The 14,090-nt window shown below is 52.2% G+C and carries 14 protein-coding genes; 12 read left to right on the top strand and 2 right to left on the bottom strand.

Features of this window, described 5'->3' with window-relative positions; genetic code table 11:
- Nucleotides 1–59 precede the first annotated feature (59 nt).
- The 12 genes from Q7P68_RS07750 to Q7P68_RS07695 all read left to right on the top strand — a co-directional run bounded on the left by Q7P68_RS07750 (nt 60) and on the right by Q7P68_RS07695 (nt 11,652).
- On the top strand, nt 60–1,094 hold the full coding sequence (locus Q7P68_RS07750; protein WP_304224556.1) for a beta-ketoacyl-ACP synthase III: 1,035 nt from the start codon (nt 60–62) through the stop codon (nt 1,092–1,094).
- The gene (locus tag Q7P68_RS07745) at nt 1,088–2,062 is read left to right on the top strand and encodes an ACP S-malonyltransferase (RefSeq protein ID WP_304224554.1); all 975 of its coding nucleotides are present in this window, start codon (nt 1,088–1,090) and stop codon (nt 2,060–2,062) included. The genes Q7P68_RS07750 and Q7P68_RS07745 overlap by 7 nt, the downstream gene beginning before the upstream one ends.
- Nucleotides 2,063–2,079: 17 nt before the next feature.
- A complete protein-coding gene (gene fabG / locus Q7P68_RS07740; protein WP_304224552.1) occupies nt 2,080–2,826 on the top strand; it encodes a 3-oxoacyl-[acyl-carrier-protein] reductase in 747 nt (248 codons plus the stop codon).
- 9 nt (nt 2,827–2,835) lie between these two features.
- Nucleotides 2,836–4,122, top strand: a complete 1,287-nt coding sequence (gene fabF, locus Q7P68_RS07735; RefSeq protein ID WP_304224551.1) for a beta-ketoacyl-ACP synthase II — start codon at nt 2,836–2,838, stop codon at nt 4,120–4,122.
- Nucleotides 4,119–4,544, top strand: a complete 426-nt coding sequence (gene fabZ, locus Q7P68_RS07730; RefSeq protein ID WP_304224550.1) for a 3-hydroxyacyl-ACP dehydratase FabZ — start codon at nt 4,119–4,121, stop codon at nt 4,542–4,544. The genes fabF and fabZ overlap by 4 nt, the downstream gene beginning before the upstream one ends.
- Nucleotides 4,545–4,592: 48 nt before the next feature.
- Complete coding sequence (gene fabV, locus Q7P68_RS07725) at nt 4,593–5,819, top strand: enoyl-ACP reductase FabV (RefSeq protein WP_304224548.1); 1,227 nt, start codon at nt 4,593–4,595, stop codon at nt 5,817–5,819.
- Between the two features lie 13 nt (nt 5,820–5,832).
- Nucleotides 5,833–6,345, top strand: a complete 513-nt coding sequence (gene accB / locus Q7P68_RS07720) for an acetyl-CoA carboxylase biotin carboxyl carrier protein (RefSeq protein ID WP_304224547.1) — start codon at nt 5,833–5,835, stop codon at nt 6,343–6,345.
- A 9-nt stretch (nt 6,346–6,354) separates the two neighbouring features.
- Nucleotides 6,355–7,686 (top strand): acetyl-CoA carboxylase biotin carboxylase subunit, encoded by a 1,332-nt coding sequence (locus tag Q7P68_RS07715; RefSeq protein WP_304224546.1) that lies wholly within the window; start codon nt 6,355–6,357, stop codon nt 7,684–7,686.
- Complete coding sequence (gene accD, locus Q7P68_RS07710) at nt 7,676–8,470, top strand: acetyl-CoA carboxylase, carboxyltransferase subunit beta (protein ID WP_304224545.1); 795 nt, start codon at nt 7,676–7,678, stop codon at nt 8,468–8,470. The genes Q7P68_RS07715 and accD overlap by 11 nt, the downstream gene beginning before the upstream one ends.
- Before the next feature lie 2 nt (nt 8,471–8,472).
- Nucleotides 8,473–9,402 (top strand): acetyl-CoA carboxylase carboxyltransferase subunit alpha, encoded by a 930-nt coding sequence (locus Q7P68_RS07705; protein WP_304224544.1) that lies wholly within the window; start codon nt 8,473–8,475, stop codon nt 9,400–9,402.
- Between the two features lie 189 nt (nt 9,403–9,591).
- Entirely contained in the window at nt 9,592–10,680 is a 1,089-nt protein-coding gene (locus Q7P68_RS07700) for a metallophosphoesterase (RefSeq protein WP_304224543.1), read from the top strand.
- A gap of 45 nt (nt 10,681–10,725) precedes the next feature.
- A complete protein-coding gene (locus Q7P68_RS07695) occupies nt 10,726–11,652 on the top strand; it encodes a cation diffusion facilitator family transporter (protein ID WP_304224542.1) in 927 nt (308 codons plus the stop codon).
- 2 nt (nt 11,653–11,654) lie between these two features.
- Here the strand turns inward: Q7P68_RS07695 and Q7P68_RS07690 are convergent, their stop codons facing one another.
- The gene (locus Q7P68_RS07690) at nt 11,655–12,368 is read right to left on the bottom strand and encodes a hypothetical protein (RefSeq protein ID WP_304224541.1); all 714 of its coding nucleotides are present in this window, start codon (nt 12,366–12,368) and stop codon (nt 11,655–11,657) included.
- 11 nt (nt 12,369–12,379) lie between these two features.
- On the bottom strand, nt 12,380–14,090 hold a 1,711-nt coding region (glmS, locus tag Q7P68_RS07685), incomplete at its 5' end, for a glutamine--fructose-6-phosphate transaminase (isomerizing) (RefSeq protein WP_304224540.1).

The following is a 14,090-nucleotide window of genomic DNA, read 5'->3' as shown; positions in this document are numbered from 1 at the left end:
TGTTATTATATAAAACAGCATGACATTATGTATTATTTTTGTCATTTTAAGGAGCATCTATGGCTTTTGAAATTGTAGCAACCGGACGAGCCGTACCCGCTCGCCGGATTACCAATGACGAATTGGCTAAAACTCTGGACACTTCCGACGAGTGGATCCGTTCCCATACTGGCATAGGAAACCGCCATGTGGCGGATGAACAAACCGCAACAAGCGATCTTGCGGTTGCAGCTGCGCAGGAAGCTTTAAAAATGCTTCTGGATAAGGACAAGAGTCTCAATGGATCCCTGGAAGCTGCCGCGGTAAGCCTCGATGCGGTCATTGTGGCAACCGCCAGTCCTGACTTTTTTGGCTTTCCTTCCACCGCCTGCCTTGTTCAGGATCGGCTCGGTGCACACAAAGCGGCTGCAATGGACCTGGTGGCAGGATGCACGGGCTTTATTTATGGAGTGGAAACTGCAGCAGGCATTCTGAGCGTTCGCAGCGACCGCAAACGGGTCTTGGTCATCGGAGCGGAAATCTTATCTAAAATCACAAACTGGCAGGACCGGAGTACCTGTGTTCTCTTCGGAGACGGCGCCGGCGCGGTCATTATTGATAAAACCGATGCTCCGGCAAGCGGCCCTGGGAAACGGGGCCTTCTCCGCTCTATTCTTGGAGCCGACGGTTCTGGCGGAGACTACCTCATCATGCGCCGGGGAGGAACCCGGAATCCTTACAAGGCGGGGGAAACCTTGGAAGCCGGTCCTGTAATAGAAATGAACGGCCGGGCGGTCTACAACTTCGCTGTAAAGGCGGTAACCGATACTATGGAACGGCTTTTACAGGAAGAAGGTATTTCTGTTGATGATATTGCCCGTATTGTACCGCACCAAGCAAATGCGCGGATCGTGCAGGCCGCCGCAAAACGGCTCGGCATACCGGAAGAAAAATTTTTCCTTAACATAGAAGAATATGCCAATACATCCGCAGCCTCTGTTCCCATAGCTTTGGATGAGCTGAATCGGACTGGGGGGTTAAAAAAAGGAGACCTGATTATGACGCTTGGTTTCGGCGCCGGACTAACCTATGGGGGGAACCTTATCGTATGGTAACAAAAAAGCGCATAGCCCTGTTATTTCCCGGCCAGGGGGCCCAGTATCCCCAAATGGCCCTGGATCTGTACAACGCAAGCAAAACGGTAAAGGAACTGTTTACCCTGGCTTCCGAGGCGGCGGGGATGGACATGAAGGCCCTGCTCGAAACAGCCAGTGCGGAGGAGCTAAAACGGACAGATATAAGCCAGCCAACCATAAGCTTGGCAAACCTGGCCGCCGCCTCGGTGCTGCGAGAACAGGGTATTGAGCCAGAAGCCGTGGCGGGCTTTAGCCTCGGCGAATATGCGGCCCTGGCTGTTTCCGGCGTCATCTGTACAGAAGACTGTTTTAAGCTCGTGAGTGCCCGGGGCAAGGCAATGCAAAGGGTAGCGGACCGACTTGCTGCTTCTGATGCGGGCTCAGCTCCCGGCATGGCCGCCATTCTGGGACTTCCCGGAGAGCAGGTGGATGCCCTGATTGCCGAATGGCGGGAATGGGGCCTTAGTGGTCTCTATGCAGCTAATTTTAATAGTCCCAAACAGGTCGTGGTTGCGGGAACCGCGGGCGCCCTTGCGGAGGCAGAAGAACGGTTCAAGGCCGTCGGAGCCCGCCGGGTAGTACGGCTGCAGGTAGCAGGGCCCTTCCATTCACCCTTAGTTGCGGAAGCCCTGGAAGATTTTGCACCGGTGCTGGAAGCAACTACATTCATGGACCCGCGGATTGCCCTTTTTTCTAACGTTACGGGTAAGCAGGTCCTTTCCGGCCAGGAAGCAAAAAAACTGGCCCTCCGGCAGATTACCGAACCGGTCCGCTGGACCAGCGAAGAAGCTCAAATTGCTGAGCTTGCGGTAGATGCGGTACTTGAAACAGGCCCCGGAAAGGTATTGCAGGGTCTCTGGAAAGATACGGGCAGTACCATCCCCTGTTATGGGGCAGGAACCCTCGCGGATATACAAGCAGCCCTTGCCAACCTGGAACAGCCATAAAACTATAGGAGCAGATCATGAATACAACCTTACAGCTTGAAGGTAAAAAAGCCCTGGTAACCGGCGCATCCCGGGGTATCGGAAAGGCTATTGTGGATACATTCCTCGCAGAAGGAGCCGAAGTCTGGGGCTTGAGTACAAAGGAACCAGAAGATTTGGCACAGCGACAGGAACAGGCTAAGGGCAAACTTCATTGGATTACAGCGGACCTTTCTAAACTCTCAGAAATAGAATCTTGCATAGAAGCAGTGCAAAAAGATGCTGGCGGTTTTGACATTCTGGTAAACAACGCGGGAATTACCAAGGACGGCCTGGCATTCCGGATGAGCCTTGAGGATTTCCAGAAAGTACTCGACATCAATCTGACTGCGGCATTTCTCATTGCCCGTACTGTGGGCCGTGAAATGATCCGTAAAAAGGCCGGTTCTATCATCAATATGTCCAGCGTGGTAGGCCTTCATGGGAACGGGGGCCAGGCTAACTATGCGGCAAGCAAAGCGGGGCTCATCGGGGTAACTAAAAGTCTTGCTCAGGAAGTGGCAAGCCGCGGCGTGCGGGTGAATGCCATCGCACCGGGGTATATCGTTACCGACATGACCGATGCGATACCAGAATCGGCTAAAGAAAAATTGATGGACCACATCCCCCTTAAACGGCTGGGGTCTCCGTCTGATATTGCAAACATGGCTTTGTTCCTTGCCTCGGACAAGGCAGCCTATATAACCGGTCAGGTCATTGCCGTCGATGGCGGTATGTTTATCTAGGAGGAAAAAATGAAGACCAAGGTAGTTGTAACTGGAATGGGAGCTATTTCTCCCATCGGAAATACAGTAGAAGAATTCAGTGTCAGCCTTAAGGCGGGCAAAAGCGGAGTGGGACCCATAACCCTCTTTGATGCCAGCGAATTTGACGTAAAAATTGCCGGAGAAGTAAAAAACTTTGATCCTTCCCGCTGGATTGATAAAAAAGACGCTCGAAAAATGGCCCGTTTTACCCAGTTTGCCGTCGCAGCGGCAGCCCAGGCCTTGGAACAGGCAGGTCTTGTAGAGCCCACCCCAGCCGACGGGATCGCTGAGGGGGCAAAGCCGCGGCTTAAAACCACGCCCGAACGAACTGGCATTGTGCTCGGCAACGGTATTGGCGGCTGGGAAGTGGTAGAAGAATCGTTCCGCAAAATGATCGCCTCCGGCCCCCGCCGTATGCTGCCCTTAACGGTTCCCCTTATGATTAACAATGAAGCGGCGGGCAACATTTCTATGATCTACGGGACTAAGGGGCCGGCCTTTACCCAGGTTACGGCCTGTGCTTCCGGTACAGACGCCCTAGGTCAAGCATTAGACTTAATCCGCGCGGGCCGCTGCGACGTGGTGATTGCTGGGGGCACCGAGGCGGCTATTGTGCCCTTTGCTATTGGCGGCTTCCAGATGCTCAAGGCACTGTCTACCAAACGGAACAACGAGCCAGAAAAGGCAAGCCGCCCCTTTGACGCAGACCGGGACGGTTTTGTCATGGGCGAGGGAGCGGGTATCCTTATTCTGGAAAGCGAAGAACATGCCAAAAAGCGGGGAGCAAAGATTTTAGCCGAATTTGCAGGTTACGGTGCCACTGCCGATGCCTATCATATTACCGCTCCAGATCCCTCTGGGGAGGGAGGAGCCCGGGCAATTAAGGCAGCCCTGGAAGACGCGGGGCTAAGACCTGAAGAGGTCCAGTACTACAATGCCCATGGGACCAGTACGGAGATAAATGATCCCACCGAAACCAAAATGATTAAGCTCGCCTTCGGCGACCATGCCTACAAGCTGAAGGTCTCCAGTACCAAGAGCATGACCGGCCACTGTATCGCTGGCGGCGGCGGACTCGAAGCTATCGCATGTATTTTGGCCATAACCGAAGGGTACTATCCGCCTACCATTAACCTGGAAAACCCCGACCCTGAATGCGATCTGGACTATGTGCCCAACAAGGTACAGTACGGCACCATTGATGCAGCAGCCTCGGGCTCCCTTGGCTTTGGTGGGCACAACGGGGTTGTGGTCTTTAAGAGGTACGGCAAATGAACGAAATTGAGCAGCTTTTACCCCACCGCGCGCCCTTTTTATTTGTCGATGTGATCGATGAAATTACGGAAGAGCGTATTGTGGCCCGGCATATTTTTAAGGAGACGGAGTTTTTCTTCGCAGGCCACTTTCCCCAATATCCAGTGGTTCCCGGGGTCATCCTGATCGAAACCATGGCTCAGGCCGGCGGCGCGGGGCTCAGAAAATCCGGTGTGCTCGGCGGGGATGCCCTCTTTTTCCTCGCCACGGTAGACAAGGCGAAGTTCCGCCGGCAGGTCCGCCCCAACGAAGAAGTACGCCTGGAAATCGAAAATCTTCGGGTTTCGGGCAAAATGATTAAGCAGGCCGGCAAGGCCTATGTGGGAACCGAACTTGCCGCCGAAGCAGAGTGGCTGTGCCTGGTAGGCAGCGCTGCAGGCTAAAGCGCTACTGGGGCTAAAGCGCTGCTAATAAAACATAAGGAGCTTACTGTGCAAATTAAACCGATGATACGAAACAATATCTGCCTGAACAGCCATCCCAAGGGCTGTGCTAAAATGGTTCAGAACCAGATAGACTATGTCCGCCGGAACATGGCGGGACTTTCAGGAACCGAAGGGAGCCCAAAGCTTGCTCTGGTGATCGGCTGTTCCACCGGCTATGGCCTTGCAAGCCGGATCGGAGCCGCCTTTGGCTATGGGGCTGCTACCGTGGGTATTTCCTTCGAAAAGGCCGGTACTCCCACTAAACCGGGGACCCCTGGCTGGTACGATAACCTGGCCTTTGATGCAGAGGCTGCCAAGGCTGGCCTTGTGTCCAAAACATTGGACGGAGACGCCTTTTCTAACGAAATGAAAGATCAAGCGATAGCGGCAATCCGTGAGGTCGCTGCCAAGGCAGGCCTTCCCGCCCAGGTAGATCTGGTTATCTATTCTTTAGCGTCCCCGGTTCGTACCGACCCCCGGGACGGTGTCATGTACCGTTCGGTCATCAAACCCATAGGTCAGGCCTATTCGGGCAAGACTATGGATATGCTGACCGGGAAACTGTCTATTGCCAGCGCTGATCCTGCTACGGAAGAAGAAATTGCCCATACGGTAAAAGTTATGGGCGGAGAGGACTGGGAACTCTGGATCGATGCCCTTTCCAAGGCGGGGGTGCTATCCCCAACAGTTCGGACCCTGGCCTATACCTATATCGGGCCAGAGCTTTCCTGGGCTATCTATAAAAACGGCACCATCGGCAAAGCCAAGGAACACCTGGAAAAAACGAGCCACATCCTGCATGAACGGCTCGCTCAAACTGGCGGTGCAGCCTGGGTGTCGGTGAACAAGGCCCTGGTAACCCGGGCCAGCGCTGTAATCCCCATCATTCCCCTATATATTTCTGCCCTATTTAAAGTGATGAAAGAAAAGGGTCTCCATGAGGGTTGTATTGAACAACTTGTGCGGCTCTACAAGGACCGGCTGTATGCTGGACCTGCCGCGGTAGATCCGGCAAAGGTCCCCACTGATTCGGACCGGCGCATCCGTATCGACGACTGGGAAATGCGTGAAGACGTCCAAAAGGAAACCAAGGCACGCATGGATGCAATTACTGAAGAAAACCTCTTTACCCTAGCGGATGTAGAGGGCTTTAAGCACGACTTTTTGGAAGCCCATGGTTTTGATGTGGCCGGCGTCGATTACGAGGCCGATGTAGATCCTTCGACTATATAACAGGAGTACAATAATGGACGATAAAACACTGATTACTTTGGTAGAAAAATTTGGTTCCAGCCAGCTTGCGGAACTTGAACTAAATGACGGCTCCATGCACCTGGTGCTTCGCAAAGAAAGTGCTATCCGGACCGCCCTAGACGGCGTCTCAATCGGCGGGGCTGCTGCAGAGGCCCATCAGGCGGCATCGGATACAGGTCATTCAGCTGCTCCGTCCCAGGCACATAAGGCTGACCATGCGGTACATCTGGGACTACCGGTCAATGCGGGAAGCCCCGCCGCTACCGGAGAAATTATCACCAGTCCCATTGTGGCTACCTTTTACCGGGCCGCATCACCCGACACACCGCCCTTCGTAGAAGTGGGCAGCAAGGTCAAGGCCGGCCAGACCCTTTGTATTCTCGAAGCCATGAAAATGATGAACCACCTGGAAGCGGAGTTTGACTGTGAGATTCTTTCTGTAAAAGCCGAGAATGGTTCTCTCGTGGAATACGGCCAGGCCCTTTTCGAAGTAAAACGGCTTTAGGAGTGTCCGGTGATACAACGAATTCTGATTGCGAATCGGGGAGAAATCGCTGTCCGGGTCATCCGTACCTGCCGCGAAATGGGTATAGAAACCGTAGCAGTTTACTCCACCGCCGACAAAGATAATCTCCATGTAAAGCTGGCGGATCAGGCGGTTTGTATCGGGCCGCCGCCGTCGGCAAAAAGCTACTTGGTTAAAGAAAACCTTATTATGGCAGCCCTCAGAACAGGCTGCCAGGCCATACATCCAGGGGTCGGCTTTCTTTCGGAAAATGCTGATTTTGCCCGGGCAGTCCAGAAGGAGGGGCTCATTTTTATCGGTCCCGATCCGGATGTCATTGATCTCCTGGGTGACAAGGTCCAGGCCCGGAACACGGCAAAAAAATACGGACTGCCAATCACTCCAGGAACTGAAGGGGCGGTTTCTGATCCGGCTGCAGCCATCGCTGCGGCGGAAAAGCTAGGCTTTCCCGTAATTATAAAGGCCGCTGCGGGTGGCGGCGGCAAGGGTATGCGTATCGTCCGATCCGCTGCGGAATTGCCAGAGAACCTGACAATCGCAAGCCGCGAAGCCCTGGCAAACTTTGCAGACGGCACGGTATTTATTGAGCGGTATCTTGAAAACCCCCGGCATGTAGAACTTCAGATCATCGCAGACGGTAAAGGCACCGTGCTGGTCCTGGGAGAACGGGACTGTTCGGTCCAGAAACGGCACCAAAAACTGATAGAAGAAAGCCCATCCCCAGGGGTTGATGAATCCATGCGGAATCGAATGGCCGAAGGGGCTGTCCGTATGTTCCGGGAACTCAAATACCGCGGGGCGGGAACCATCGAATTCCTTGTATCCGGGAAGGATTTCTATTTCATGGAAGTGAATGCCCGGGTCCAGGTAGAACATCCGGTAAGCGAATTTGTAACCGGTGTGGATATCATCCGCCAGCAAATTCTGGCCTGCACCGAAGGGAAACTCGAAATTGAGCCCTCCTCGGTGCGTCTGAACGGCTGGTCCATCGAATGCCGTATTAACGCCCTGACCCCCGGCAAGGTAAGCCGGCTCGAAGTACCGGGAGGCCCCGGAGTCCGCTTCGATTCCTTCCTCTATAACGGCTGCACCGTGCCGCCCCACTATGATTCCATGGTTGCCAAGCTTATTGTACACGGACCTACCAGGGAACGGGCCCTGGCCCGCATGAACCGGGCCCTGCAGGAGCTTGTCATAGAGGGAATCAAGACCAATGCCAGCCAACAGCGGTGGATCATCAACCATGAAAAATTCCGTTCAGGACAATTCGGTACGGCCTATTACGGCGAAATAGAAAAGGAGGTGGAACATGTCCACTGATACACCCTGTCCGTCCTGCGGCACGGTCCACGATAAGGCAAGCATTGAGGCGGCACTTAAAACCTGTCCGTCCTGCGGTTATCACTACCGCATGGAGGTAGCTGAACGGATCGCCTACCTGGCGGACCAGGGATCCTTTGTGGAATTTTCGGCCAATCTCCGTTCTTTGAACCCTATTGACCTTGAAGGCTATGAAGAAAAGCTTTCGGAAGCAGAAGCCAAGGCTCGCATGAAAGAGGCGGTGATTACCGGTACCTGTACCATAGAAGGGAAACCTGCGGTACTGGCGGTTATGTCTTTTAACTTTATGGGCGGTTCCATGGGCTCGGTGGTAGGCGAAAAGGTAAGCCGGGCGCTCCTTAAAGGGGCGGAGGAACGGAAACCGGTCATTATTTATACAACCTCAGGCGGCGCCCGGATGCAGGAGGGGATATTTTCTCTCATGCAGATGGCCAAGACATCCAGCGCCGTAGCAGAGCTTGCCAAGGCAGAAGTACCCTACTTCGTGGTTCTCTGCGATCCTACCACCGGCGGTGTTACCGCCAGCTTTGCAATGCTGGCAGATGTGATCATCGCTGAACCGGGGGCTCTGATCGGTTTTGCCGGTCCCCGGGTTATCGAAGGCACCATACGGCAGAAATTGCCGGAGGGATTCCAAAAGGCCGAATTTCAGCTGGAAAAGGGCTTTGTGGACATTATCGCAAGCAGGCAGGAACAGCGCCATCTGCTTTCTCTGCTCATCGATCTGCACCGTCCCTACGGGGCTGCTAAGAAAGGAGCCTAGACATGTCCCACACAACATCACTTACCAAAAAAATTGAGGAGCTAAAAAAGCTGGCTGAGGCTTCCGGCCTGGACGTGAGCGATGAAATTGCCCTGCTTGAATCCAAAGTTAAAGCCGCATCCAAGACCGAAATGGCCTGGCGGCGGGTAGAACTGGCACGGCATCCAGACCGGCCTTATGCTCTAGATTATATCACCCGTATTTTTGATAACTTTATCGAACTCCATGGAGATCGGTACTTTGCCGACGATGCGGCGATTGTTGGAGGCCTTGCCTTTTTGAACGGACAGCCTGTAACCATCATTGCAAACCAAAAGGGCAGGACCCTTAAGGAAAACATGAAGCGCAACCATGGTATGGCAAACCCCGAAGGGTATCGAAAGGCCCTGAGACTGGCCAAAGAGGCAGAAAAATTTCACCGGCCTATTATTACCTTTGTTGATACCTCCGGTGCGTACCCCGGACTAGGGGCCGAAGAGCGGGGTATCGGCGAAGCTATAGCCCGGAACCTTATGGAGTTTAGCCAGCTCAAGACACCCATCATCAGCATTATTATTGGTGAAGGCGGCTCCGGAGGCGCCCTCGGCATTAGCGTAGGGGACAAGATTTACATGCTTGAAAACGCCGTCTATTCGGTCATAAGCCCCGAAGGCTGCGCTTCCATATTGCTCCGGGACGCAAGCCGCGCAAAGGATGCGGCGGCTATGCTCAGGATAACAAGCCAGGACCTCCTGGAATTTAAGATCATTAACGGTATCATACAGGAACCAGAGGGTGGAGCCCATACCGATCCGGATGCCACTGCCATGGCCATTAAGAAGGTGCTCGTGAGGGACCTTCAGGATCTCTGCAACCGTCCCCCAGCGGTGCTGGTTCGCTATAGGAATCAGAAAATCAGAAAAATAGGCCATTGGAACGAAAACGAAGAGTAACAGTGATTCAGCCGCTCACAGGGACTAGCCCGCCTTTCGGGCTAGCCGCCTTTCAGGCGAGTCTAAAAAGGCAGCTAGCTCACCCATATAATAATCGAGTTTTAAAATGGTTTCATTAAGGCAAAACATTTAACCAAATACAAATACTTCATTAACTATTTTCTCATTAAAAACGAATAATCTACATTTATGAGTTTTAAAGAGTTTTACATTTCCTTTAAAAGCATGATTAAAGAGGCTACTAAAGAACGCCTCGATCCCGGACAGCGGTATGTTATTATGAGCGACCTGCATATGGGAGACGGCGGATCCCGGGACGATTTAAAGCACAACCAAGCAATTCTAGAGACTGCCCTGGAACAATTTTATCTTTCCAATAATTATAAGCTGGTACTAAACGGCGACATAGAAGATCTCAACAAATTTGAATATCCGCAAATTCGCAAGGCCTGGCCAAAGCTCTACACCCTCTTTAGCCATTTTGCCCAGGACAACCGGCTCCGGAAAATTGTGGGAAACCATGATCTAGCCCTGCTTCAGCAAAAAGACTACCCCTATCCGCTCCATCATGCATTAACACTATACAAGGATGACACTTCTATCTGTATTTTCCATGGCCACCAAGCATCAAAGCTATTCAGCAATTTTGACTATATATCCGAGTTTATCGTCCGGTATATGGCAAAACCCCTGCATATCAAAAACACGAGCATTGCCCATCACTCAAAACGACGCTTTGCTACGGAACGAAAGATATACCGGGCGGCACGGGATTTGGGAGTTCTGGCGATTACCGGCCATACCCACCGGCCCCTTTTTGAGTCCCTTTTTAAATATGACAGTCTTCGCTGGTCCATTGAAGAACTGCTCCGCGAATATGCGGTCGCCGAAGCGGACCGGAGAATCCAAATCAAGGCACTCATAGACCTTTACCGCAGCGAGCTTGAACGGATCAGTAAAAACGGTAAAAAGAAGGAAATATCCCGCAGCTTGTACAGCACTGATGCCCTCCTGGTTCCCTGTCTCTTTAATTCTGGCTGCGCTACCGGAAAACACGGTATAACCGCCATTGAACTGGATGGCGGCAGCATTTCCCTTGTTCACTGGACCCAGGAAGGCAAAAATCGGCCTTATATCGAAAAAGAAGCGCTATATAAGGACCGGTTGGAAAATGGGGTTATTCGATATACACTCAAAACGGACAATCTAGACCAGATTGGCATGAGAATAGCCTTACTCGGAAAACGTAACAACACCGATACCTTTCAGGCCCTATAAAATGTTTGCTTGCTATAACCTTATTGTTTAGGTCATAGTTAAAACATGGACACAAATAGAACAAAACTGATTAAAACCGCATCCCTTATTGCCCTCTTTGGCAATGCGATTCTCGCAATTCTTAAAATTGTCGTAGGGTTCCTTGCAGGGAGCCTTGCGGTGGTGGGGGACGGCATCGATTCTTCCACCGATGTTATTATTGCTATGATGTCATTGGTAGTGGCGGGAATCATTGCCCGGCCAGCCGATGCGGAGCATCCCTGGGGACATGGCCGAGCAGAAACGATCGCTACAACCATACTCGCGTTCATCCTCTTTTTTGCCGGCGGCCAACTCATTATCCGGGCCCTTTCATCCATCTTTTCATCCTCTATTCCCGAAGCTCCCGGACCCTTAGCCCTCGCGGTTACTGGTTTTTCTATCATTGGGAAGTTCTGTCTTGCCTGGTCCCAATACTATTTCGGCAAACGGGCAGATTCGGCCATGCTCAGGGCAAACGGCAAAAACATGGTCGGCGATGTGGTCATCTCCTCCGGCGTCCTTATTGGCGTTGGAATATCAATAGTTTTTAAAATCGGTATTTTGGATTCCATCGTAGCCGTCCTTGTAGGGCTGTGGGTCATCAGAGCGTCGGTGAGTATTTTTCTAGAAGCCAATATGGAGTTGATGGACGGAAGCTCCGATACGGCGCCCTATACTGCGGTGTTTAATGCAGTTCGTACCGTGCCGGGCACCATCAATCCCCACCGGACTCGGATGCGCCGCATTGCCGGGCTCTGGGATATCGATATAGATATAGAAGTAGATCCAGAAATGAAGGTTCGGGATGCACACCATATTGCATGCCAGGTAGAGCGGGCAATTAAAGACTCGGTGGAAGGGGTTTACGATATAGTAGTCCATATTGAGCCTGCAGGAGAGGAAGACAAGCATGCGCAGGAACAATTTGGGCTCCGGGAGTCCCAAATATAATACTACCAAACAACGACTGCGGGCAGGCTGATATCTTCGACCCGCCGGGCGGTGCCTAAAAAGTATATAAACCGTTCTGTTAGTTTTTTATAGAACTGATCATAGAGGCTCTGGGCCTCAGCAGTGTCCGCAAGCTCAAGGACAAGCAAGGTCCACTGGGAAGCTTGCGGCCCCGGGAAAGCAAGTTCAAGGGCCCGGATACGAGCCTGATTCGAGTTATACTCTATAGGTTGTAGAGTGTAAGCCGGTATAAAACTTTCCTCCCTTATAATCTGTATCCATGCGCGGGAAACATCTTTTGGAAGCGCTGTGGTTTTATTCCAAATGGGGGACTTAAAATAGAGCTGCTCCTGGCTTGCCCAAACCGGTATTGCAAAAGAACGATTGCCATCTGAGCTGCGGATAGAGTATGTACCTGCAAGACCGGGGATGGCATTACGGCCAAAACCGGGGAGGCCCCGCACCGGTTTCGTGCCCTGCACTAAAATTGCCCCTTCCGCGGAGCTTCCCCGTTCGGGGGCTCCTGGGCTCATAAGATGATCAAAACCAGGAGACGGGGCTCCGGCGTCGTAGCTGTACCGAAGCCCCTGTTCTATGGTCTGAGAAAGAAAACCTGAATATCCGCAGCTTAAAAGGCTAGCCGCATATAAGCTGATTGCAAGCAGGGCAGCCGAAGACATGACCAGCATGCTTTTGGATATGCACATTTTCTTCATACAACATGATTTTACTCTACCGTAACACTTTTTGCCAGATTACGGGGCTGATCCACATCTCGGCCCAGTTCAAGGGCACAGAAATAGGCAAAGAGCTGCAGGGGTACAATGAGTACAAAGGGATAAAAGAGTTCATCCACTGATGGAACCGGTATTATGTCGTCGGCAATGGCTGAGACTTCTTCATCTCCTTCAGTGCAGACCGCAATGATGGGGCCTTTACGGGCCTTAATCTCCTTCATGTTGGAGATAACCTTTTCCCGCAGTGAATCCTGGGGAACAAGTATTATTGTGGGCGTTTCTTCGTTAACTAGGGCAATGGGGCCATGTTTTATTTCCCCTGCCGAATAACCTTCAGCATGGATATAGGAAATTTCTTTAAGTTTTAAGGCCCCCTCCAGAGCAACGGGGTATTCCAAGCCACGGCCCAAGAACAGAAAATCCCGAACCTTGTAGTATTTTTTTGCCAATGCCTGGATGTGATCCCGCTGCTTGAGGACTTCCTTTACTTTTTCGCTGATTCCCTGGAGGTCCTTTACAAAGCGCTGGCCCGCAGAAAAGGACATGTCCCGCATCCGGGCCATAAGGAGGGCAAAGACATAAAAGACCGCAAGCTGGCTCGTAAATGCCTTGGTAGAAGCAACCGCAATCTCTGGCCCCGCATGGGTATAAACGCCGCCATCCGATTCCCGGGCAATAGTAGACCCGACCACATTACAGATACCCAGTACCCGGGCACCCTTCCGTTTGAGTTCCCTCATAGCATAGAGCGTATCGGCGGTTTCCCCTGACTGGGTGACCGCAAAATAAATGGAGTCTGGCTCAACCACTGAATTCCGGTATCGCAATTCGCTGGAAAGTTCTGCACTGGCAGGAATACGAGCCAGGGTTTCTATAAGATAGGCGCCAACAAGCCCCGCATGCCAGCTCGTGCCGGCGGCAACTATCTTGATGCGTTTCACCGCAAGCAGTTCACGGCTTGTCATGTTAAGGCCACCGAGCTTTCCGGTAGCGTATTCGGTGTCCAGCCGGCCGCTCAGGGTCCTGGCAATAGATTCGGGCTGCTCAAAAATTTCTTTTTCCATGAAACAGGCGAAGCCCTCTTTTTCGATGGCCTCCAGATCCCATTGAATTTCATCAACCTGTTTGTCCACCTGCTGATCGTTCAGATCGGTGATGGTATACGAGTCTTTAGTAAGGGAAACCAGTTCGCCATCTTCGAGATAGACAACCTGTTTAGTGTAGGCAATCATGGCTGTCACATCTGAGGCAAGAAGCATTTCCCCTTCACCGACTCCGATAACCAAGGGAGAACCATACCGGGCACCGACAATCCGGCCGGGCTCATCATTATGTATGACCGCAATGCCATAAGTACCCTTTACCTGCCGCAGCGCAAGCCGGACAGCCTTTTCCAGGTCCCCCTGATAATAATGGGCAATAAGATGGGGCAGCACTTCACTGTCGGTTTCGCTCGTAAATACAACGCCCTGCTTTTCGAGGCTAGCCTTAAGTGCGCTGTAATTTTCGATAATGCCGTTATGCACTACGGCAATCTTGCCGCTCGCATCCGTATGGGGGTGGGCGTTAATATCGGTAACGCCGCCGTGGGTAGCCCAGCGGGTATGTCCGATTCCGCAATGGCCTTCCAAATTGGATGGAACAATAGCCCGTAGATCCGCAATTTTACCGGTCCGTTTAATGATCCGGATTCCGCTGTGG

It is taken from the genome of Gracilinema caldarium (assembly GCF_029265695.1).
Lineage (GTDB): Bacteria > Spirochaetota > Spirochaetia > Treponematales > Breznakiellaceae > Gracilinema > Gracilinema caldarium_A.
The sequence above is the reverse complement of the archived record's forward strand: the minus strand, read 5'-3'. Positions and strand labels throughout refer to the sequence as shown.

What these genes read in the sequence shown, in the direction of transcription:
- Q7P68_RS07700 (WP_304224543.1), top strand. Translation starts at nt 9,592, where the DNA reads ATGAGTTTTAAAGAGTTTTACATTTCCTTTAAAAGCATGATTAAAGAG.
- fabF (WP_304224551.1), top strand. Translation starts at nt 2,836, where the DNA reads ATGAAGACCAAGGTAGTTGTAACTGGAATGGGAGCTATTTCTCCCATC.
- fabG (WP_304224552.1), top strand. Translation starts at nt 2,080, where the DNA reads ATGAATACAACCTTACAGCTTGAAGGTAAAAAAGCCCTGGTAACCGGC.
- accD (WP_304224545.1), top strand. Translation starts at nt 7,676, where the DNA reads ATGTCCACTGATACACCCTGTCCGTCCTGCGGCACGGTCCACGATAAG.
- Q7P68_RS07745 (WP_304224554.1), top strand. Translation starts at nt 1,088, where the DNA reads ATGGTAACAAAAAAGCGCATAGCCCTGTTATTTCCCGGCCAGGGGGCC.
- Q7P68_RS07705 (WP_304224544.1), top strand. Translation starts at nt 8,473, where the DNA reads ATGTCCCACACAACATCACTTACCAAAAAAATTGAGGAGCTAAAAAAG.
- Q7P68_RS07695 (WP_304224542.1), top strand. Translation starts at nt 10,726, where the DNA reads ATGGACACAAATAGAACAAAACTGATTAAAACCGCATCCCTTATTGCC.
- Q7P68_RS07750 (WP_304224556.1), top strand. Translation starts at nt 60, where the DNA reads ATGGCTTTTGAAATTGTAGCAACCGGACGAGCCGTACCCGCTCGCCGG.
- fabZ (WP_304224550.1), top strand. Translation starts at nt 4,119, where the DNA reads ATGAACGAAATTGAGCAGCTTTTACCCCACCGCGCGCCCTTTTTATTT.
- accB (WP_304224547.1), top strand. Translation starts at nt 5,833, where the DNA reads ATGGACGATAAAACACTGATTACTTTGGTAGAAAAATTTGGTTCCAGC.
- Q7P68_RS07690 (WP_304224541.1), bottom strand. Translation starts at nt 12,368, where the DNA reads ATGAAGAAAATGTGCATATCCAAAAGCATGCTGGTCATGTCTTCGGCT.